The organism is Kitasatospora sp. NPDC057500 (genome assembly GCF_042802195.1).
Taxonomy (GTDB): Bacteria; Actinomycetota; Actinomycetes; order Streptomycetales; family Streptomycetaceae; genus Kitasatospora.
On record NZ_JBHVER010000100.1, the window covers coordinates 1 to 21,524 of the forward strand.

At 75.2% G+C, this 21,524-nt stretch carries 12 protein-coding genes; 10 read left to right on the forward strand and 2 right to left on the reverse strand.

Annotation, left to right across the window (positions count from 1 at the left end):
- Positions 1 to 227 precede the first annotated feature (227 nt).
- Positions 228 to 1,229, forward strand: coding sequence for an NAD-dependent epimerase/dehydratase family protein (locus tag ACFU74_RS21425; RefSeq protein ID WP_380759029.1), 1,002 nt, complete (start codon positions 228 to 230; stop codon positions 1,227 to 1,229).
- Positions 1,230 to 1,504: 275 nt separating this feature from the next.
- Positions 1,505 to 2,683, forward strand: a complete 1,179-nt coding sequence (moeZ, locus tag ACFU74_RS21430; RefSeq protein WP_380759031.1) for an adenylyltransferase/sulfurtransferase MoeZ — start codon at positions 1,505 to 1,507, stop codon at positions 2,681 to 2,683.
- Between the two features lie 68 nt (positions 2,684 to 2,751).
- Here the strand turns inward: moeZ and ACFU74_RS21435 are convergent, their stop codons facing one another.
- Entirely contained in the window at positions 2,752 to 5,532 is a 2,781-nt protein-coding gene (locus tag ACFU74_RS21435; RefSeq protein ID WP_380759033.1) for a flippase-like domain-containing protein, read from the reverse strand.
- Positions 5,533 to 5,666: 134 nt separating this feature from the next.
- On the opposite strand from ACFU74_RS21435, the gene ACFU74_RS21440 reads away from it, so the two are divergent.
- The 4 genes from ACFU74_RS21440 to ACFU74_RS21455 all read left to right on the forward strand — a co-directional run bounded on the left by ACFU74_RS21440 (position 5,667) and on the right by ACFU74_RS21455 (position 14,402).
- A complete protein-coding gene (locus tag ACFU74_RS21440) occupies positions 5,667 to 6,104 on the forward strand; it encodes an MGMT family protein (RefSeq protein WP_380759034.1) in 438 nt (145 codons plus the stop codon).
- A gap of 115 nt (positions 6,105 to 6,219) precedes the next feature.
- On the forward strand, positions 6,220 to 9,576 hold the full coding sequence (locus tag ACFU74_RS21445; protein WP_380759036.1) for an ATP-dependent helicase: 3,357 nt from the start codon (positions 6,220 to 6,222) through the stop codon (positions 9,574 to 9,576).
- 118 nt (positions 9,577 to 9,694) lie between these two features.
- The gene (locus tag ACFU74_RS21450) at positions 9,695 to 12,931 is read left to right on the forward strand and encodes a UvrD-helicase domain-containing protein (protein ID WP_380759038.1); all 3,237 of its coding nucleotides are present in this window, start codon (positions 9,695 to 9,697) and stop codon (positions 12,929 to 12,931) included.
- A gap of 190 nt (positions 12,932 to 13,121) precedes the next feature.
- On the forward strand, positions 13,122 to 14,402 hold the full coding sequence (locus tag ACFU74_RS21455) for a PP2C family protein-serine/threonine phosphatase (RefSeq protein WP_380759041.1): 1,281 nt from the start codon (positions 13,122 to 13,124) through the stop codon (positions 14,400 to 14,402).
- Positions 14,403 to 14,418: 16 nt separating this feature from the next.
- On the opposite strand, the gene ACFU74_RS21460 is transcribed toward ACFU74_RS21455, so the two are convergent.
- Complete coding sequence (locus ACFU74_RS21460) at positions 14,419 to 15,390, reverse strand: endonuclease/exonuclease/phosphatase family protein (RefSeq protein ID WP_380759043.1); 972 nt, start codon at positions 15,388 to 15,390, stop codon at positions 14,419 to 14,421.
- Positions 15,391 to 15,503: 113 nt separating this feature from the next.
- Here ACFU74_RS21460 and ACFU74_RS21465 point away from each other — a divergent pair, with 113 nt between their 5' ends.
- The 4 genes from ACFU74_RS21465 (at position 15,504) to ACFU74_RS21480 (ending at position 21,428) form a co-directional block, all read left to right on the forward strand.
- A complete protein-coding gene (locus ACFU74_RS21465; RefSeq protein ID WP_380759045.1) occupies positions 15,504 to 16,139 on the forward strand; it encodes a PadR family transcriptional regulator in 636 nt (211 codons plus the stop codon).
- 68 nt (positions 16,140 to 16,207) lie between these two features.
- Entirely contained in the window at positions 16,208 to 16,984 is a 777-nt protein-coding gene (locus ACFU74_RS21470) for an ABC transporter ATP-binding protein (protein ID WP_380759062.1), read from the forward strand.
- Positions 16,981 to 19,866, forward strand: coding sequence for an FtsX-like permease family protein (locus ACFU74_RS21475; RefSeq protein ID WP_380759047.1), 2,886 nt, complete (start codon positions 16,981 to 16,983; stop codon positions 19,864 to 19,866). The genes ACFU74_RS21470 and ACFU74_RS21475 overlap by 4 nt, the downstream gene beginning before the upstream one ends.
- Positions 19,867 to 20,015: 149 nt before the next feature.
- A complete protein-coding gene (locus ACFU74_RS21480) occupies positions 20,016 to 21,428 on the forward strand; it encodes a dipeptidase (RefSeq protein ID WP_380759049.1) in 1,413 nt (470 codons plus the stop codon).
- The last annotated feature ends 96 nt before the right edge of the window (positions 21,429 to 21,524 follow it).

The following is a 21,524-nucleotide window of genomic DNA, read 5'->3' on the forward strand; positions in this document are numbered from 1 at the left end:
CCCCCGCCCGGGCCGCCCCCGCGGCGGCGGCGGGTGCCGCTGCGCCGCAGTCCGCCCCGCTCGCGGGCGGCGCCGGTGCCGCCGGTGCACGCGTGGCCGGTGCCGAGCCGGGCGCACCGGTGACCCTCGGGCGTGCACCGGTGCGCGCCCGACCGTTCGACCTCCCGTTGTTCACTCGGACCCGCCAGGCCGTGCACCGGTCTGGCTTCGTGGAAGGACGCCCCCGAATGAGGGTGCTGCTGCTGGGCGCCGACGGCTTCATCGGCCGTCGGGTCACCGACCGCCTGCTCGTGGATCCGGAGTTGCAGGTGACGGTGCTCGGCCGGCGTGACTCCGCCGACATCCGTTTCGACCTGACCACCGGCAGTCCGGGCGCGCTGGCCCGGTTCCTGGACGCGGTCGCGCCGCAGGTGGTGATCAACTGCGCGGGCGCCACCTACGGCAGTTCGCGCACGCTGATCCGGGCCAACACGCTGGCCGTGGCGACGGTCTGCGAGGGCATCCGGCGCAGCCGGGAGCCGGCCCGGCTGGTGCACGTCGGCTCGGCGGCCGAGTACGGGCCGGTGCCGGGCGGGGTCCCGGTGTCGGAGGGCTCCGAGCCGCGCCCGGTGGGCCCGTACGGGGTGTCGAAGCTGGCCGGTACGGAGCTGGTGCTGGCCTCGGGGCTGGACGCGGCGGTGCTGCGGGTGTTCGACGTGGTGGGGCCCGGGGCGCCGACCGCCTCGCTGTTCGGGCGGCTGGCGGAGGGCCTGCGGCGGGCGCTGGAGCGCGAGGAGTCCCAGGTGCGGATGCCGGACCTGTCCGGATACCGGGATTTCGTCGACGTGCGGGACGTCGCTCGGGCGATCCAGGCGGCGGCGGTGTCGGCCGCGACGGGGGTGATCAACATCGGCAGCGGCCACGCCGTCCGGGCGCGCGAGGCGGCCCAGCTGCTGGTCCGGGCGTCGGGCTTCGAGGGGGCCATCGTGGAGGAGAACCGGCAGGTGGTGCTGCCCGCGCAGGCCGGCGGGACGGTCGAGCACGTGCCGGGGCACGTGCCCGCGCATCACCTGCCGGGCCACCGTCCGGCGGAGCCCCGGCCGGGCGAGGGCCGGGTGGCGTCGGGCGAGCCGGTGCCGTGGCGGCAGGCGGACGTGCGCACCGCCCGGGACCGTCTCGGCTGGCGGACGCAGGTGCCGCTGGAGGAGTCGCTGGGCGACGTCTGGCTGGAGACGGCCTGCCGGGTCTGACCCGGCCCGCGCGCACTCCCCGCGGCTCCCCGCAGGCTCCGGACGGCCCCGCAGCAAGGCCGTCCGGGGCCTGATCGCGGCCCGACCGGGGCCTGACCTGGGCCTGTTCCGTGGTCCCACCATCCGGCGCGGCCCGTCTCGCCCATCGGACGAGCTGTCTCGGAATACCGGGGCGGCGTGACACTGTTGGCGTAGCAGAGCCACCTCGGTGGCGGAGCAACAATGCCCCTAGAGGTTGGCCCTGGCCACCTGAACTGACGACCATCGGAGTCCCCGTGTCGCTGCCACCCCTGGTCGAGCCGGCCGACGAGCTCACCGTTGACGAGGTCCGCAGGTACTCCCGCCACCTGATCATCCCCGACGTGGGCATGGCCGGGCAGAAGCGGCTGAAGAACGCCAAGGTGCTGTGCGTCGGCGCCGGCGGCCTCGGCTCGCCCGCGCTGATGTACCTGGCGGCGGCCGGTGTGGGCACGCTCGGCATCGTCGAGTTCGACGTGGTCGACGAGTCGAACCTGCAGCGCCAGATCATCCACGGCCAGTCGGACATCGGCCGCTCCAAGGGCGAGTCGGCGCGCGACTCGGTCAAGGAGATCAACCCCTACGTCGACGTGATCCTGCACGAGGAGCGCCTCGACAACTCCAACGTGATGGAGATCTTCTCCGGCTACGACCTGATCGTGGACGGCACCGACAACTTCGCCACCCGGTACCTGGTGAACGACGCCGCGGTGCTGCTCGGCAAGCCGTACGTGTGGGGCTCGATCTACCGTTTCGACGGCCAGGCGAGCGTGTTCTGGGCCGAGCACGGCCCCTGCTACCGCTGCCTCTACCCGGAGGCGCCGCCGCCGGGCATGGTCCCGTCCTGCGCCGAGGGCGGCGTGCTGGGCGTGCTGTGCGCGTCGATCGGCTCGATCCAGGTCACCGAGGCGATCAAGCTGCTGGCCGGGGTCGGCGACCCGCTGGTCGGCCGGCTGATGATCTACGACGCCCTGGAGATGAACTACCGCCAGGTGAAGGTCCGCAAGGACCCGAACTGCGCGCTCTGCGGTGAGAACCCGACCGTCACCGAGCTCATCGACTACGAGGCCTTCTGCGGCGTCGTGTCGGAGGAGGCGCAGGCCGCGGCCGCCGGTTCGACGATCACCTCCAAGCAGCTCAAGCAGTGGCAGGACGAGGAGGAGGACATCTTCCTCATCGACGTCCGCGAGCCCGGCGAGTACGAGATCGTCAACATCCCCGGCGCGGTGCTGATCCCGAAGAACGAGTTCCTGATGGGCAACGCCCTGGAGCAGCTGCCGCAGGACAGGAAGATCGTGCTGCACTGCAAGTCGGGCGTCCGCTCGGCCGAGGTGCTGGCCGTGGTGAAGTCGGCCGGCTTCGCCAACGCCGTCCACCTGGGCGGCGGCGTGCTCGGCTGGATCAACCAGATCGAGCCGCACAAGCCGGTCTACTGATCCGCAGCGTCCGGTGAACGTGTGGAAGGGCCCGCTCCGGCGGGCCCTTTCGCGTGCCCGCGGAGGGCCTAGAGCGCGCCCTTGCGCTGGAGCACGTTGTAGGAGATCCAGCCGGGCAGCACCGGCAGCCAGAAGGTGAGCGCCCGGTAGAGGAAGACTGCCGGGGTGGCGACGGCGGGCGGCACGTCGGCGACGGTGAGCGCGCCGATCAGCGCGACCTCGACCGGGCCGATGCCGCCCGGGGTGGGGATGGCGGAGCCGGCCGCGTTGGCGGTCAGGAAGACCACGGCGACCGCCGAGAAGGAGATCGAGCCGCCGAACGCCTGCACCGAGGCGTCCAGGCAGGCGGTGAAGGAGAGCGTCAGCAGCAGGATGCCGCCGAAGCCGGTGATCAGCTTGCTGGGCGTCTGCATCAGGTCGAGCATCCGGGGCACCACGCCGAAGAACAGCGAGCGCAGCCGGTTCAGCACGAACCGCCGCAGCGGGGCGACCGCCGCGACCACCAGGGCCAGCACGGCGGCGCTCAGCACGCCGATGATCACCGCGCGGGACGCGGAGAGGTCGCCGTTGGTCTGGCTGCCGGTGATGAGGCCGAAGCTGAACAGCAGCAGCAGGTGCCCGGTCAGGCCGGCCAGCTGGGAGGCGCCGACCGAGGCGACGGCCTGGCCGGAGCGGATGCCCGCCTTCTGCAGGTAGCGGGTGTTCAGCGCGATGCCGCCGATCGCGGCCGGGGCGACCAGCTTCACGAACGACCCGGCGACCTGGGCGGCCACGGTGCGGCGGAACGGCAGCTTCTCCGGGACGAAGCCGGTCAGGCTCATCGACGCGGCGACGTAGGAGAACGCGGCCGCGGCGAGGGCCACCGCCGCCCAGGCCCAGTTCATCTGGGAGAGCTTGAGCTGGGCGGGCTTGACGGTGGTCAGCGTCAGGTAGGCGGCGAAGGTGAGCGCGACCACCATGATCAGGCTCTTCGGCTTGAGCCGCTCCAGCTTGGCCGGCTCCATCGGCGCCTCGGGGGCGATCTGCAGGATCTGGGCGCGGATCCGGCTGAGCAGGTCCTCGCCGGCGGCCGCGATGTCCTCCTCGGCCTGCTGCTGGGTGCGCTCCCCGGCGGCGACCTGCTCCAGCGCCCTGGCCCGGGCGGCGGCCTTGCGGTCCTTGGTGAGCCGCTTCAGGTCGACGCGGGTCGAGCGGCTCATGCCGACCGGCTGCAGCAGCGGCAGCGACTGGGCGACCCGCTCGGCGCCGAGCACCGCGTTGGCGGTGGCGACCGTGCGCTCGGGGCCGATCCGCAGCGCGAAGGTGGTGAGCAGCTGGGCGACGTCGATCCGCAGGGTCAGGTCGGTGGCGGCGATGTCGCCGCCGGAGAGGTTGACCAGGCAGGCCGTCTTCTCGTCGACCACCAGCAGCGACTCACCGGTGAGCCGGCGGTGGGCGATCCGGCGCTCGTGCAGGGCGGCGACCGACTCCCAGAGCGAGGCCATCACCTGGTCGGTGACCTCCTCGTCGGCGAGGTCGTCCAGGATGCGGCCCTCGACGTTCTCGTAGACCAGGATCGCGGCGTCCGGGCCCAGCTCGGAGGTGGCGACCAGTTGCGGGGCGCGGGCGCCGGAGGCGGCGGCCGCGTAGGCGATCAGCGCCTCCTGCTCCAGCGCCTGGCGCAGCGACTGCGGGCTGCGCCGCACCGCGACCGAGCGCAGCCGCAGCCGGCGCCAGGCCCGGTAGAAGAAGCCGGAGGCCTGCTGCTCCCGGTCGACGATGTGGACGTCCAGCGGCGGGCCGCTCTGCTGGGCGACCAGGTAGCGGCGGGTGCCGCCGGGGGCGTCGGGGGCGCGGTGGGCGCTGGCCGGGGTGAAGCCGACCTTGCGCAGGCCGATCATCAGGTGCTGGCCGGTGGGCCGGATGTTCGGCGAGCCGATCGCGTAGAGGGTGCCGTAGGCGACGGACCAGCCGATCAGCACGGTGAGCAGCAGCGACAGCGGGGTGGTGTAGCCGCCGAGCAGTTCGGTGATGCCGCTGAAGACGACCACCACCCACAGGGCGACCCGCCACCGGGGCCTGCTCGACATGCCGACCGCCGTCATGTAGGCGATCACCGGGGCGAGGTAGCCGTGCACCGGGTCGGTGAGGGTGCCGACGGAGTCCAGCGGGAAGCGGGTCAGGGCGTCCCGGATGTGGTCGGAGGCGCCCTCGGCGACCCACCAGTCGATGCCCAGCGAGACGCCGTAGGCCAGCACCGAGGCGAGCACGCCGTCGGCGACCCGCAGGCCGTCGCGCTTGATCAGCCGTTCGACCGCGAAGGCGAGCGGGACGGCCAGCACCGCGACGTTGGAGACCAGGCCGGTGATGGTGGAGAGCACCGGGGAGAAGCGGGGCGCGTTCTCGGCGATGTCGATCTCGATGCCGGTGGTGGTGGAGGTCGCCACCCCGGCGAGCACGAAGACCGCGACGATGCCGAGGACGCCGGCCAGGAAGCGGATGAGGTCGGAGGGGCGGTGCGCGCGGGCGGCGAGCAGCGGCTCGTCGACGTCCAGGTGCGGGGCGTCGTCCAGCGGGTCGTGCCCGGAGCGCCGGCCGGGGGCCCCGGGCGGAACGGGCAGGTCCGCGGGAGGGTCCTCGGGCGGGGCCGACGCGCTCGCGGCGGCCTCGGGGGCGGACGGCTGGGTCGGTACGACGGCGGGGGCCCCGTGCGCGGGGCCGGCCGGCTGGGGGCTCTTGATCGTCCGGTCCTTGATCAGGGAGACTTCCGGTGAGGCCTCGGCGGCGGTGTCGCCGACGCCGCCCGCGGGCATGCCGTCGGAGGACTCGTCGGAGCCCTCGTCCACACCCACGTCGGCCGTCCCGGTCATCTGGTCTTGTCCTCGTATCACCACTCACCGCCCCGAAGATGGTGGCATGCCTCGGCGCCCCGCGCTGGACAGGGGCCGGATCGGGCGCGGCGGATCGGCCGCCCCGGGTCCGCGGACCGGCCGGATACGGAAGGATGCCGCAGGTGACGGAAGCCCCCGACGACACCGCCCCCGGCGAGCTGCCGCCCTTCGCCGAACTGGTGCTCGACCTGACCGAGCGGATTCCACCCGGCCGGGTGATGACCTACGGAGACGTCGCCGAGTACCTCGGCCAGGGCGGCCCCCGGCAGGTCGGCCGGGCGATGGCCCTGTACGGCGGCGCCGTGCCCTGGTGGCGGGTGATCCGCGCCGACGGCCGGCTGCTGCCCGGCCACGAGCACCGCGCCCTCGCCCGCTACGGCGAGGAGGGCACCCCGCTGCGCGAGCTCGCCGACCCGCCCCGGGTCGACCTGCGGCGCGCCCGCTGGGACGGCCGGCCCACCGAGGACGCCGAGGACGCCCAGGACGCCGAGGACTTCGCAGACGCCCGGGACGCCGAGGACTTCGCGGACGCCCGGGACGCCGAGGACTGAGATCGGCGGAACCCCGTGCGCGGACGGGAATGACGGGGCAGGATCGTAGGCTCGATACGGCGGGCCCCTCGAAGGGCCCGCCCGCAGTTGCCCGAGCACGACCCCCAGGACGTCCGTGAGCTCCCCCTACCGTCTGGTGCGCAACCCCCTCGTACCGCCCGCCCCGCCCGGACTCGACGCGTACCAGCGCGCCGTGGTCGAGCACGCGGGCGGCCCGCTGCTGGTGCTCGCCGGACCGGGCACCGGCAAGACCACCACCCTCGTCGAGGCCGTCGCCCGGCGGATCGAGGACGGCGCCGACCCCGAGCGGATCCTCGTCCTCACCTTCAGCCGCAAGGCCGCCATGGAACTGCGCGACCGGATGGCCGGGCGGCTCTCCGCCACCGCCGCCGGCGCGCGCGCCGCCGCCCCGCAGGCCACCACCTTCCACTCCTTCTGCTACGCCCTGCTGCGCGCCCACCAGGACCCGGCCGACTACGCCGAGCCGCTGCGCCTGCTCTCCGGCCCCGAGCAGGACGTCATGGTCCGCGAACTGCTCGCCGGCGGCGCCGAGGACGCCCGGCGCGGCCGCTCCCGGATCGCCTGGCCGCTGGACCTGCGCGCCTGCCTCACCACCCGCGGCTTCGCCGACGAGGTCCGCGCCGTGCTCGCCCGCAGCCGCGAGCTCGGCCTCGGCGAGGCCGAGCTGGCCCGCTTCGCCGAGGGCGTCCAGCGCCCCGACTGGGCCGCCGCCGCCCACTTCCTCGCCGACTACCTGGACGTCCTGGACCTGCGCGGCGTCCTCGACTACGCCGAGCTGGTGCACCGCGCCGTCCTGCTCGCCGACCGCCCCGAGGTCGAGCGGAGCCTGCGCGAGCGCTACGACGCCGTCTTCGTCGACGAGTACCAGGACACCGACCCCGCCCAGGTCCGGCTGCTGCGCCGGCTCGCCGGCGGCGGGCGCGAACTGATCGCCGTCGGCGACCCCGACCAGTCCATCTACGCGTTCCGCGGCGCCGACATCAACGGCATCCTGGAGTTCCCGCAGACCTTCCGGCACGCCGACGGGCGCCCCGCCGACGTCAAGGTGCTGCGGGTCTCGCGCCGCTCCGGCGCCGTGCTGCTCGCCGCCGCCGGAGAACTCACCCGCCGGATGCCGATGGGCCGGCTGCCCGCCGACAAGCTCGCCCAGCACCGCTCCCCGCTGCCCGCCAGGGAGGGCGGCCGGGTCGAGGTCTACACCTACCCGACGCCCGGCGCCGAGCTGGACTCGATCGCCGACCTGCTGCGCCGCGCCCACCTGGAGGACGGTGTGCCGTGGGGCGAGATGGCCGTCCTGGTCCGGGCCGGCGCACGGTCCATCCCCGGCGTGCGGCGGGCGCTCGGCGCGGCCGGCGTCCCGCTGGAGATCGACGGCGACGACCTGCCGCTGCGCGAGGAGCCGGCCGTCGCCCAGCTGCTGCTCGCCCTGCGGGTCTGCGCCGAGCAGGCCGTCCGCGACCGGCAGACGGCCGAGACCGGTGACGGCGGGCCCGACCCGCTCACCACCGACCTCGCCCACGCCCTGCTCACCGGCCCGCTCGGCGGCCTCGACGGCGCCGACCTGCGCCGCCTCGGCCGCACCCTGCGCGAGGAGGAGCGCGCCGCCCTGCGCGCCGAGGCCGCGTACGGCGACGGCGCGCCCCCCGCCGTGCCCCGCCCGGCCGGCGACCTGCTGCGCGAGGCCCTCGCCGAACCCGAGCGCCTCGCCGTCCTCGACGCCCCGTACGCCCGCCGCGCCCACGACCTCGGCACCCTGCTGCGCAAGGTCCGCGAGGCCCTCGCCGGAGGCTGCACCGCCGAGGACGCCCTGTGGCAGCTGTGGGACGGCTCCCGCCGCTGGCGCGAGCGGCTGGAGCGGGCCGCCCTGCGCGGCGGCGCCGCCGGCCGCAACGCCGACCGCGACCTCGACGCGGTCTGCGCCCTGTTCGAGACCGCCGCCCGCGCCGAGGAGCAGGTCACCGGCCACCGCGGCGCCCTCGACCTGCTGGCCGAGCTTGAGGCCCAGGACATCGCCGCCGACACCCTCACCGTGCGCACCGTGCGCCCCGAGGCCGTCCGGCTGATGACCGCCCACCGCTCCAAGGGCCTGGAGTGGCGCCTGGTCGTCGTCGCCGGCGTCCAGGACGGCCTCTGGCCCGACCTGCGCCGCCGCGGCTCCCTGCTGGAGGCCGACCGGATCGGCCGCGACGGCCTCGCCGAACCGCTCACCCCCACCGCGCTGCTCGCCGAGGAGCGCCGCCTCTTCTACGTCGCCGCCACCCGCGCCAAGGACCGGCTCGTCGTCACCGCCGTCAAGGCCCCCGCCGACGACGGCGACCAGCCCTCCCGCTTCCTGCGCGAGCTCTACCGCGAGGACGTCGACCCCAGGACCGGCCGGGTCCTGCGGCGCACCCCGCAGGTCACCGTCGAGGACGTCGCCCACCGCCCGCGCCGCCCGCTCGCCGTGCCCGCGCTGGTCGCCGAGCTGCGCGCGGTCACCGTCGACGCCGCCCGCTCGCCCGAACTGCGCCGCGCCGCCGCCGAGCGGCTCGCCACCCTCGCCCTCGCCACCGACGACGAGGACCGCCCGCTGGTGCCCGCCGCCCGCCCGGAGAGCTGGTGGGGCCTGGACGACCCGACCGCCGCCCCCGACCCGCTGCGCTCCGCCGACCTGCCGGTGCGGCTGTCCGGCAGCGGCCTGGAGCAGCTGGAGAACTGCTCGCTGCAGTGGTTCCTCGACAAGGAGGTCAAGGCCCGCGGCGCCTCCTCCGCCGCCCAGGGCTTCGGCAACGTCGTGCACGCCCTCGCCGACGAGGTCGGCTCCGGCCGCACCCCCGCCGACCTCGCCGTCCTGATGGAACGCCTGGACACCGTCTGGGACGCGCTGGCCTTCGACGCGCCGTGGAGGTCCCAGCAGGAGAAGACCGAGGCCCGCGCCGCCCTGGAGCGCTTCCTCACCTGGCACGTGATGGCCCGCGGCCGCGACGTCGTCGCCACCGAGCACGAATTCGACGTCACCCTCGACGCGGGCGGCGTCCAGGTGCGCATCCGCGGCTCGATGGACCGGGTCGAGAAGGACGAGGCCGGGCGCGCCTACGTCGTCGACTTCAAGACCGGCAAGCAGACGCCCACCGACAAGTCGCTGCCCGAGCACAAGCAGCTCGCCGTCTACCAGCTCGCCGTCCGCTCCGGCGCCCTCAACGGGCTGCCCGGCTTCGACGCCGCCGCCCCCGAGTCCGGCGGTGCCGAGCTCGTCCAGCTGCGCAAGCCCGACAAGAGCGCCGCCGACGCGCCCAAGGTGCAGCGGCAGGACCCGCCCGAGGGCGAGCCGTGGATCGAGAACCTGCTCGCCGACGCCGCCGGGCGGGTCCTCGCCGAGCGGTTCGTCCCGCAGACCGGCGGCGGCTGCGACCGCTGCGCCTTCCGCCGCAGCTGCTCCGCCCAGCGCGACGGCGCCCAGCTCGTCGAGTAGCCGGCTCGTCGAGCCGGGCCCGGCGAACGGCCGGTGGACGCCGGATGTGGCGGACGCGGCACGTGGCCGTCGCCACAGCGGCGCCCCGGCTGTCGGTGCCCCCGGCTACCGTTGCGTGGTGACCGCCGTGCTCAGCCATCCAGACCAGCTCAAGGAGCTGCTGGGCATCCCCTTCAACCGGGAGCAGATGGCGGCCATCGGCGCCCCGCTGCGGCCGGCCGTCATCGTCGCCGGCGCCGGCTCCGGCAAGACCACCGTGATGGCCGCCCGGGTCGTCTGGCTGGTCGGCTCCGGCGCCGTCCGCCCCGAACAGGTCCTCGGCCTCACCTTCACCAACAAGGCCGCCGGCGAACTCGCCGAACGCGTCCGCGCCGCCCTGCACCGCGCCGGCGTCGCCGATCCCGACGACGAGGAGGTGCTCGGCGAGCCCGAGATCTCCACCTACCACGCCTTCGCCGGCCGCCTCCTCAAGGAGCACGGCCTGCGCATCGGCATCGAGCCCGACACCCGGCTGCTCGCCGACGCCACCCGCTTCCAGCTCGCCGCCAAGGTGCTGCGCACCGCCCGCGGCCCGTTCCCCGCCCTCACCGGTACCTTCGCCAACCTGGTCGCCGACCTCACCGCGCTCGACGGCGAACTCGCCGAGCACCTCGTCGACCCCGCCGCCCTGCGCGCCTTCGACGAGGACCTGCTCGACACCCTCGCCGGGGTGCGGCTGAGCAACGAGGACCTGCGGGCGGTGCCCGCCACCGCCCGCGCCCGCCTGGAACTGCTGCGCCTGGTCGAGGACTACCGGCGCCGCAAGGCCTCCGCCGGGCTGATGGACTTCGGCGACCAGATCGCCGCCGCCGCCCGCCTCGCCCAGCAGCGCCCCGAGGTCGGCGCCCTGCTGCGCGACCAGTACCGGGTGGTGCTGCTCGACGAGTACCAGGACACCTCGGTCGCCCAGCGCCTGATGCTGGCCGGGCTGTTCGGCGCCGGTCCGCAGCACGGCCCCGGCAGCTCCGACGGTCCGGCGGCACCCGGCCACCCCGTCACCGCCGTCGGCGACCCCTGCCAGGCCATCTACGGCTGGCGCGGCGCCTCCGTCGCCAACCTCGACGACTTCCCCCGCCACTTCCCCAACGCCGACGGCACCCCCGCCGACCGCTACGCGCTCAGCGAGAACCGCCGCAGCGGCGGGCGGCTGCTCGCCTTCGCCAACGGCCTCGCCGCGCCGCTGCGCGCCATGCACGAGGGCGTCGAGGCGCTGCGCCCCGCCCCCGGCGCCGAGACCGACGGCCTGGTGCGGGCCGCGCTGCTGCCCACCCACGCCGAGGAGGTCGACTGGCTCGCCGACGAGATCGCCCACCTGGTGCGCACCGGCACCGCCCCCGGCCGGATCGCCGTGCTGTGCCGGGGCGGCGCGGCCTTCCCCGACGTGCACGCCGCCCTGGTCGCCCGGGACGTGCCGGTCGAGGTGGTCGGCCTCGGCGGACTGCTCCACCTGCCCGAGGTCGCCGACCTGGTCGCCGTCTGCGAGGTGCTCCAGGACCCGACCGCCAACGCGGCCCTGGTCCGGCTGCTGATCGGCCCGCGCTGGCGGATCGGCCCGCGCGACCTCGCGCTGCTCGGCCGGCGCGCCGCCGAACTCGTGCGCACCGAGCGGACCGAGGGCGTGCGGGCGCTGGCCGCCGCCGTCGCCGAGACCGACCCCACCGAGGTGGTCTCGCTCGCCGACGCCCTGGAGACCTTCCTGGACGCGCAGGAGGCCGACGAGCTGCCGTTCTCCGCCGAGGCCCGGATCCGCTTCGCCCGGCTCGCCCGCGAACTGCGCGAGCTGCGCCGCTCGCTCGCCGAGCCGCTGATGGACGTGCTGCACCGGGTCCTCGCCGTCACCGGCCTGGAGGTCGAGCTCGCCGCCTCCCCGCAGGCGCTGGCCGCCCGCCGCCGGGAGACCCTGCACGCCTTCCTCGACGTCGCCGCCTCCTTCGCCGACCTCGACGGCGACCCCGGCCTCGCCGCCTTCCTCGGCTTCCTGCGCGCCGCCCAGGAGCACGACCGCGGCCTGGACGCCGGCCTGCCCGGTGGCGAGGACACCGTCAAGGTCCTCACCGCGCACAAGTCCAAGGGCCTGGAGTGGGACGTCGTCGCCGTCCCCGGCCTGGTCAAGGGCGCCTTCCCGTCCTCCTCCCCGCGCGAGCGCTGGACGAGCACCAAGCGCGTCCTGCCGCACGCCCTGCGCGGCGACGCCGCCACCCTGCCCGACCTGCTCGGCGGCTGGACCGCCAAGGCGATGAAGGAGTTCAAGGCCGCCCTCGCCGAGCACTCGGCCGTCGAGGAGCTGCGCCTCGGCTACGTCGCCTTCACCCGCCCGCGCGCCCTGCTGCTCGCCTCCGGCCACTGGTGGGGGCCCAGCCAGAAGTCCCCGCGCGGCCCGTCCGCCTTCCTGGAGCAGCTGCGCGAGCACGTCGAACGCCCCGGCAACGGCGAGATCGCCGCCTGGGCCGATCCGCCCGCCGAGGGCGAGGAGAACCCGGCGCTCGCGGCGCCCGCCGAACGCCCGTGGCCGCTTCCGCTCGACCCGCACGCCCAGCACGCCCGCCGCCGGGTCGCCGAGGTCGTGCACCGCCGGCTGGCCGGGGCGCCCGCGCCCGAACCCGAGCCGATGGCCCCCGAGGACCGCCGGCTGGTGGAGTCCTGGGACCGTGACCTGACCGCGCTGATCGGCGAGTTGGAACGCTCCCGCAGCCGGGTGCGGCAGGTGCCGCTGCCCGCCTCGCTCTCCGCCACCCAGCTCCTGCGCCTGGCCGCCGACCCGGACGGCTTCGCGCACGACCTCGCCCGCCCGATGCCCCGCCCGCCGCAGCCCGCCGCCCGGCGCGGCACCCGCTTCCACGCCTGGGTGCAGTCCCGGATCGAACCGCTGATGCTGATCGGACCCGGCGCGCTGCCCGGCGCCGACGAGGACGGCATCGAGGACGAGCAGGACCTCGAACGCCTCAAGGAGGCCTTCCTGCGCACCCCGTACGCGCACCGCGAGCCGCTGCGCGTCGAGGCGCCGTTCCAGCTGGTGCTGGCGGGCCGGGTGGTGCGCGGCCGGATCGACGCGGTCTATCGTGACGGTGACGACGGGTCAGAAATCGGCGGCGCGTCACGCTACGAAGTGGTGGACTGGAAGACGCACCGCGAGGAGACCGCCGATCCGCTCCAACTCGCCGTCTACCGGCTGGCGTGGGCCGAACAGGCGGGCGTCCCCCTGGAGCAGGTCACGGCCTCGTTCCTGTACGTCCGCAGCGGCCGGATCGAACAACCCGCAGGACTTCCCGGCCGAAAAGAGTTGGAACGGCTCCTGATCGGGAACAGTGAAGAATGAGTCACGGAGAGCATTCAAGTCATCACGGCATCGGGCGAAACCTGTGCGTAGTGCACGTTTCGCGCATATTGTGGGGTCGGTAACCGGTCAACCCCCGAGCTCCGGCCGCCAGCGAGGCCCGCATTCCCTAACCCTCAGTCATCACCGCAGGTGCCCACGGGCATCGGCGTCTTCTGCTGGAGAACCGAAGTTGAGCGCGACCGGATGGATCAGAGAACGGTTCGCCGGGCCGACCCCGGGGGCCGCACCCGGCGCGACCGGCACCTGGCCGAGGACGGCACTGTCGCTGCCGTTCATCGGCATGGTGCTGGTCGTCGTCCTCGACTACTTCACCGACGCCGCGGTGACCGTCGAACCGGCGCTCACCGCCGTTCCGGCGCTGGCCGCCGTGGTCAGCCGTCGCACCTGGTACCCCCTCGCCATCGGCGCCTGCACCGAGGCCGCCGCGTTCCTGATGGCCTTCCACAACGACGTGCTCGGCGAGTCCGTGCACAGCGCCACCGTCTTCGCCATCGTCCTCGTCGCCGCGATCGGCTGGGTCAGCGCCACCCTGAGGCTGCGCCAGGAGCGGCTGCTCGCCGACGCCCAACTCGTCGCCTCGATCGCCCGGCGGGTCCTGCTGCGCCCCGTCCCCGACCGGGTCGGCACCGTCCGTGCCGCCGTCCACTACGCCGCCGCCGCCGCCCACGCCCGGATCGGCGGCGACCTCTACGAAGTCGTCAACACCCGGCACGGCGTGCGCGCCGTCGTCGGCGACGTCCGGGGCAAGGGGCTGGGCGCCGTGGAGACCGCCGCCGCCGTGCTCGGCGCCTTCCGCGAGGCCGCCCACCAGGAGGCCGCCCTCGACAAGGTCGCCGGCTGGCTCGCCGACAGCCTCGACCGCGCCCTGCACGAGAACGACCACCCCGGCGTCGAGGAGGAGTTCGTCACCCTCGTCCTGATCGGCGTCGGCCCCGACGGCACCGCCGAGATCGTCAACTGCGGCCACCCCGCCCCGCTGCTGCTGCGCGGCACCGAGGCCGCCCGCCCGCTGGAACTCGCCGAGACGGTGCCCCCGCTCGGCGTCCTCGACCCCGCCGACGTCCGCCCCCCGGTCCACCGCGTCCCGCTCGCCCCCGGCGACCGCGTCCTGCTCTTCACCGACGGCGTCATCGAGGCCCGCGACCGGGCCGGCGCCTTCTACCCGCTCGCCGAACGCCTCCCGCGCTGCGCCGAGGGCGGAGGCCCCGTCGAGGTGCTGCGCCGGCTGCACGAGGACGTGGTGCGCCACGTCGGACGGCAACTCGGCGACGACGCCGCCATGCTGCTCCTGCAGTACGAGCCCCCGCCCGCCGCCGACCGTTCCCAGGCCGCCGCCACCGCCGTAGTCGCCCCGCCCGCCCCGACTTCCGCGCCCGCCCCGACCGCCCCGACCGCCCCGCCCGTCCCGCTCGTTCCCCAGCAGAACGGGCACCTGTCCCGGCAGCCGTAGCCGGCCCCGGCCGGCCCTAGAGCGACACCCGCACCACCAGTGGCCGGTGGTCCGACACCGCCGAGCGCGGTGCGGACGCCGGCCCCACCGCGGAGCGCGGCACGCCCACCGCCAGTACGTGGTCGAACTGCACGGCCGGCCGGTGCGACGGATAGGTCGGCGTGCGGACCAGGTCCGACCAGCCCTGCAGCCGCGCCCGAGGCTCCCGCACCCGCCGCCGGCGCGGCTCCACCAGTGCCGGCCGGGCCCGGCGGGCCGCCCGCAGCTCCCGCACCCGCACCCGCGGCGCCGACCGCTCCAGCGCGCTCGCCCCGCCCAGCACCGTGCGCGGCACCGCGCCCACCAGGTTGAAGTCCCCCAGCACCAGGTACGGCTGCGGCAGGTCGGCGATCCACCGGCGGATCGCCGCCAGCTGCGCCATGTTCCAGCCCGGCACGAACGACAGGTGCGCGGCCACCACCGTGAACGGGCCGTTCGCGCCCTCCAGGACGGCGGCCAGCGCCGCCCGCGGCTCGTCCGGCACCGGAGTCAGCCCGCGCCGCCCGGCCACCCGCAGCGGCAGCCCGAAGGGCGCCGGCGCGAACCGGCGGGCCCGCCAGTGCCGCACCGGCAGCCGGGTGAGCAGTGCCGTGCCGTAGGAGGGCGGCGCGCCGTCGTCGACCTCGGCCGGCCCGTAGACCCGGATCCCGGCGGGCGCCGAGGCCTCCGGCAGCCAGCCGGCCACCGGCGCGGGCCGCCCGTGCAGGGCGGCGGCGAACCGCCAGTCCGTGGCGCCCATCGCGGCGGCGGCGACGGCGGCCTGGTCGGTGCCGCCGGAGCGGGCCTGCCCGCGGTCCACCTCCTGGAGGGCCAGCACATCGGCGTCCAGCGCGGCCACCGCCTTCGCGAGCGGCCCGCCGGGGTCGGGCGGGTAGGGCCGCGGGGCGCCGTCGGGCGCGAGCGGCTGACCGTGCAGCAGATTGAAGGTGGCGATGCGCAGCTGGCTCACGCCCCCCGACGTTACCCGCCGCCCGTGACGGCCGGATGTCCTGGCCGGACGCCCTTGCCCCTTCGGCCCCGCCCGGCTTGACCCGTTGAGCATACCGGGTATACATACTCGGTATGTCCATCCGCCACGGCCTGCTCGCCCTGCTCGACCAGGGGCCGCGCTACGGCTACCAACTGAGAACCGAGTTCGAGGCGCGCACCGGCGCCACCTGGCCGCTGAACGTCGGCCAGGTCTACACCACGCTCGCCCGTCTGGAACGCGACGGCCTGGTCGTCCCCGCCGGGGAGGACGAGGAGGGCCACCAGTTCTACGCCGTCACCGACGAAGGACGCGCCGAACTGCGCGCCTGGTTCGACACCCCGGTGCCGCGCACCAACCCGCCCCGCGACGAACTCGCCATCAAGCTCGCGATGGCCGTCACCGTCCCCGGCGTCGACGTGCCCGCCGTGGTCCAGGGCCAGCGCCGGCACAGCATCAAGGCGCTCCAGGACTACACCCGCCTCAAGGCCCGCGCCCTCGGCGGCGAGAGCCGCCCCGGCGGCGCCGGTGAACCCGGGTCCGACCTCGCCTGGCTGCTCGTCCTCGAACAGCTGATCTTCCAGACCGAGGCCGAGGTCCGCTGGCTCGACCACTGCGAGACCCGGCTCGCCCAGCAGGCCGAGGTCGAACAGGCCCGCGCCGCCGAGGCCCGTGACAGCGGGGAAGCACCCGCGCCCACCCGCTTCGGCCGCCGCCGTACCAAGGCCTGAGGGCCTCACCGAAACGAACCAGTGGCCCGCCGCGCCCGAGCGCCGCAGGCCCCACCACAGCAGGGGGAATCGTGTCCCACACCGGTCCGAGCGGAAACGGCGCCGGCGCCGTCCTGCACCTGGACAACGTCACCCGGGTCCACGGACAGGGCGCAGCCGAGGTCCAGGCGCTGCGCGGCGTCGACCTCAAGGTCCACCCCGGCGAGTTCGTCGCCGTCATGGGCCCCTCCGGCTCCGGCAAATCCACCCTGCTCACCCTCGCCGGCGGCCTCGACACGCCCAGCGACGGGCAGGTCCTCGTCGAGGGCGTCGCCCTCGGCGGACTCAGCCGCAAGAGGCTCGCCGAGGTCCGCCGCCGCTCCGTCGGCTACGTCTTCCAGGACTACAACCTGATACCGGCGCTCACCGCCGCCGAGAACATCTCCCTGCCGCGCGAACTCGACGGCGTCTCCACCCGCGCCGCCCGCCGCGAGGCCCTCGCCGCCCTGGACGAACTCGGCATCCCGGAACTCGCCGACCGCTTCCCCGACGACATGTCCGGCGGCCAGCAGCAGCGCGTCGCCATCGCCCGCGCCCTGATCGGCGACCGCCGCCTCGTCCTCGCCGACGAACCCACCGGCGCCCTCGACTCCACCACCGGCGAGTCCGTCCTCGCCGTGCTGCGCGCCCGCTGCGACGCCGGCGCCGCCGCCATGATGGTCACCCACGAGCCCCGGCACGCCGCCTGGGCCGACCGCGTGGTCTTCCTGCGCGACGGCCGCATGGTCGACGAGAGCGCCAGCCAGGACGCCGGCAGCCTGCTCGTCGCGGCCGCCGCCAACGCGAAGGGCCCGGTGGGGGAGTGAATCTCGGTTCCTGGCGGGTCGCCCTGCGCATCGCCCGCCGCGACGCCCTGCGTGCCAAGGGCCGCAGCGCCCTCGTCATCGCCATGGTCGCCCTGCCCGTCCTCGGCGTCGCCGGCGCCGACGTCATGTTCCGCAGCGCCGAACTCGACCCGGTCGAGAAGATCGAGCGCAGCATGGGCCAGGCCGAGGCCTCCCTGGAGATCCTCGACCGCGGCGCCGTCGTCCTGCAGGCCCCCGACCCCGAGGCGGACCGCAGGATCACCACCGTCGACGACGCGAAGAAGGAGAACGGCAAGCCCGTCCTCACCCCCGAGCAGCAGCGCAGCCTCGACACCGCGCCCGCCGACCTCGCCCGGCAACTGCTGCCCGGCGCCACCCTGGTGCCGCTGCGAGAAGGCCCCTACACCACCACCAGCACCGCCGAGGGCCTCACCAGCGTCCGGATCACCGAACTCGACCTCGCCGACCCCGTCTGGCACGGCCGCTACGACGTGGTCAAGGGCCGCGCCCCCAGCGCCGACCACGAGATCGCCGTCACCCAGGCCTTCCTCGACACCTCCGGGCTGAAGATCGGCGACCGCACCTCACCGCGCGGCCTCGAAGCCACCCCCTACACCATCACCGGCGTCGCCGAGCACCCCGGCGACCTGCGCGGCGTCGACCTGTTCGCCCGCCCCGGCGCCCTGCTCGACCCGCTCGCCAAGCTGCCCGTAGCCGATTCCGGCCAGCGCGGGCACACCTCCGTCAGCGAGGAGGTCAACAACTGGCTCGTCCGCCTCCCGGCCGGGGCCACCCTCGACTGGGCCGAGGTCGTGGAGCTCAACAAGTACGGCTTCCTGGTCGCCTCGCGCACCGTGATCCTCGACCCGCCGCCCCGCTCCGAGGTGCCGTTCTACCTCGACCAGGACCGCCGGGGCGTCGGCAGCGGCTCCACCCCGTTCCTCGACCGGACCTCCGTCGTCATCATCGGCACCGTCATGGGCATGGCCCTGCTGGAGATCGTCCTGCTCGCCGGTCCGGCCTTCGCCGTCGGCGCCCGCCGCTCCCGCCGCCAGCTCGGCCTGCTCGCCGCGGGCGGCGGCGACCGCGCCCATGTGCGCGCCGTCGTCCTCGGCGGCGGTGTCGTCCTCGGCCTCGTCGGCGCCCTCGTCGGACTCGTCCTCGGCATCGGCCTGGTCGCCCTGCTGCGCACCCGGGCCGAGGAGTTCGCCGGCCAGCGCTTCGGCCACTTCGACCTCCAGCCGCTGGACCTGCTCGGCATCGCCCTGATCGGCCTCGTCACCGGCCTGCTGGCCGCCGTCGTGCCCGCCGTCCAGGCCTCCCGGCAGGACGTCGTCGCCGCCCTCACCGGCCGCGACAACCTCAAGCCGCCCAGCCGCAAGCTCGCCCTGCTCGGCCTGCTGATGCTCGGCGGCGGCTCCGCCCTCGCCCTGCTCGGCGCCACCGGCGGGTTCGGCGGCCGCTCCCTCGCCGTGCTCGGCGGCTCCGCCATCGCCGAACTCGGCATGGTCGCCCTCGCCCCCTACCTGGTCGGCCTCTTCGGCCGGCTCGGCCGCTGGCTGCCACTCGGCCCCCGCCTCGCGCTGCGCGACTCGGTGCGCCACCGCGGCCGCACCGCCCCCGCCGTCGCCGCCGTCATGGCCGCCGTCGCCGGCTCCGTGGCCGTCGGCGTCTACACCTCCAGCTCCGACGAGGAACTGCGCCGCGAGTACGTCGCCACCGGCCCCGACCACTCCGTCGTCCTCTCCGCCGGCTGGGGCGCCGGATCCGACGGCTCGCTGCTCCCGCAGATGCGCGGCGCCGTGCAGAACAGCATCCCCGGGCTCGGCAGCCGCGCCGACGTCCAGCGCGTCAACTACCAGGGCGACTGCATGGTCAGCCGCAACGGCAACTGCGGCTGGGCCACGCTCGTGATGCCCGAGGAGCGCCGCTGCCCCGCCACGCTCCGCAGCGCCGGGACGGTCGACCCGGCCGAACGCGAGCGGCTCTCCCGCGAGGACCCGCGCTGCCAGGAGGACCACATCTCCCGCGGCAGCCCCTTCGGCCTGGTCCAGGCCGGCGACAGCGGCCTGCTGCGCAACCTCTACGACGTCACCGACCAGGCCGCCGTCCAGGCCCTCGCGGCCGGCAAGGCCGTCGTCTTCGACGAGCGCTACATCAAGGACGGCAAGGCCATCCTGGAGCTCACCGAGCCGAGGGACGAGAACAACCCCGAGGCCGAGCCGGCCGTCCACCCCGTCACCGTCGACGCCCACCTCGCCACCTCCTCGCAGGCGCCGGCCAGCCAGGTGCTGCTCAGCCCCGACGCCGCGCAGCGCCTCGGCCTCACCACCCGCGACATCGGCTCGGTGTGGCGGCCCGACGGCCCGGCCTCCGACGCCGCGGAGCAGAAGGCCCTCGCCGCGCTCTCGAAGCTCTCCGACGGCGTGCAGTTCGACATCGAGCGCGGCTACCGGTCCCCGGGCAACCTCATCACCCTGGGCCTGACCGTGTTCGCCGGCCTGGTCGCCCTCGGCGCCGCCGGCATCGCCACCGGCCTCGCCGCCGCCGACTCCCAGCGCGACCTCACCACCCTCGCGGCGGTCGGCGCCGCGCCCCGGATCCGGCGCACCCTGTCCGGCTTCCAGTGCGGCGTCATCGCCACCATGGGCGCCGTGCTCGGCGCCGTCGCCGGAGTGGTGCCCGCGATCGCGCTGCGCAAGGTCGAGGCCGCCTCGTCGAGCTACCCCGGGATGAGCCTCCAGGAGGAGGCGGCCAAGGGCGTCGTGGTGTTCCCCTGGCTCAACATCGGGGGCACCCTGATCCTGCTGCCGCTGCTCGCGGTGGCGCTGGCCGCGCTGCTCACCCGCTCGCGGATCTCGCTGCTGCGCCGGAGCGGCTGAGCCCCGCCCGCCCCCCGTTCCCGCCGCCCCGTTCCCGTCACCCCGGACGCCGCCGTGCGTCCGGGGTGACGCACGTAACAGGGCCCGGGGTGTCCGGCCTTCGGGACCGGGGCCGCTCGCGGGTACCCGGGCGAACTAAAGTCGTCCGTATGACGAGAACTCCGGACAGCGTCGTCCGCTCCTTCATCGACCAGCACCGGTCCGACTTCCTCGCGGACCTCGCCGACTGGCTCCGCATCCCCTCGGTGTCCGCCGACCCGGGCCGGGCCGGCGACGTCCGCCGCTCCGCCGAGTGGCTGGCCGCCAAGCTGCGCGACACCGGCTTCCCGGTCACCGAGGTCTGGGAGACGGACGGCCTGCCGGCGGTCTTCGCCGAGTGGCCCTCGGGGGACCCGGACGCGCCGACCGTGCTCGTCTACGGCCACCACGACGTGCAGCCCGCCGCCCGGGAGGACGGCTGGGCGACCGAGCCGTTCGAGCCGACCGTGGTCGGCAACCGGCTGTACGCCCGGGGCGCCGCCGACGACAAGGGCCAGGTGTTCTTCCACACCCTGGGCGTGCGCGCCCACCTGGCCGCCACCGGCCGCACCGCGCCGGCCGTCAACCTCAAGCTGCTGGTCGAGGGCGAGGAGGAGTCCGGCTCCCCGCACTTCGCCGACCTGGTGCGCCGCGAGGCCGGCCGACTGGCCGCCGACGTCGTGATCATCTCGGACACCGGCATGTGGTCCGAGACCACGCCGACCGTCTGCACCGGCATGCGGGGCCTGGCCGACGCCCAGATCGACCTGTACGGGCCGGACACCGACATCCACTCCGGCTCCTTCGGCGGCGCCGTGCCCAACCCGGCCACCGTCGCCGCCGAGCTGGCCGCCGGCCTGCACGACGCCGACCACCGGGTCGCCGTCCCCGGCTTCTACGACGGCGTGGTCGAGCTGACCGACCGCGAGCGCGCGCTCTTCGCCGAGCTGCCCTTCGACGAGGCGGCCTGGCTGCGGACCGCCAAGTCGTACGGCACCCGCGGCGAGGCCGGGTACTCCACCCTGGAGCGGATCTGGGCCCGCCCGACCGCCGAGGTCAACGGCATCTGGGGCGGCTACACCGGCCCCGGCGGCAAGACCATCGTGCCCTCCTCGGCCCATCTGAAGCTCTCCTTCCGGCTGGTCGCGGGCCAGGAGGTCGAGAAGGTCCGCGAGGCCGTCCGCTCCTGGGTGGCCGACCGGGTGCCCGAGGGCATCCGCTACGAGCTGGTCTTCCCGGGCGCGACCCGGCCCTGCCTGACCCCGCTCGACCACCCGGCGCTGCAGTCCACCGTCCGGGCGATGGGGCGTGCCTTCGAGCAGAAGATCCTGTTCACCCGTGAGGGCGGTTCCGGCCCGGCCGCCGACCTGCAGGACGTGCTCGGCGCGCCGGTGCTGTTCCTCGGCATCTCGGTGCCCTCGGACGGCTGGCACTCGGTGGACGAGAAGGTCGAGCTGGACCTGCTGGCCAAGGGCGTCGAGACCGCCGCCTACCTGTGGGCCGACCTGGCCGAGAACTGGCGGCCGGGCGGCGAGCGCGCGTGAACCGCGGGCGAGCGCGGGCGGACCGGGTCGGGCGCGTCCCGGCCCGGCCGCCGGCGCGAACCCGCACGCGGGACCCGAACCCGAACGTGGGACCCG

Coding starts and splice junctions, on each gene's coding strand:
- ACFU74_RS21425 (WP_380759029.1), top strand. CDS start 228: ATGAGGGTGCTGCTGCTGGGCGCCGACGGCTTCATCGGCCGTCGGGTC.
- ACFU74_RS21435 (WP_380759033.1), bottom strand. CDS start 5,532: ATGACCGGGACGGCCGACGTGGGTGTGGACGAGGGCTCCGACGAGTCC.
- ACFU74_RS21440 (WP_380759034.1), top strand. CDS start 5,667: ATGCCGCAGGTGACGGAAGCCCCCGACGACACCGCCCCCGGCGAGCTG.
- ACFU74_RS21465 (WP_380759045.1), top strand. CDS start 15,504: ATGTCCATCCGCCACGGCCTGCTCGCCCTGCTCGACCAGGGGCCGCGC.
- ACFU74_RS21480 (WP_380759049.1), top strand. CDS start 20,016: ATGACGAGAACTCCGGACAGCGTCGTCCGCTCCTTCATCGACCAGCAC.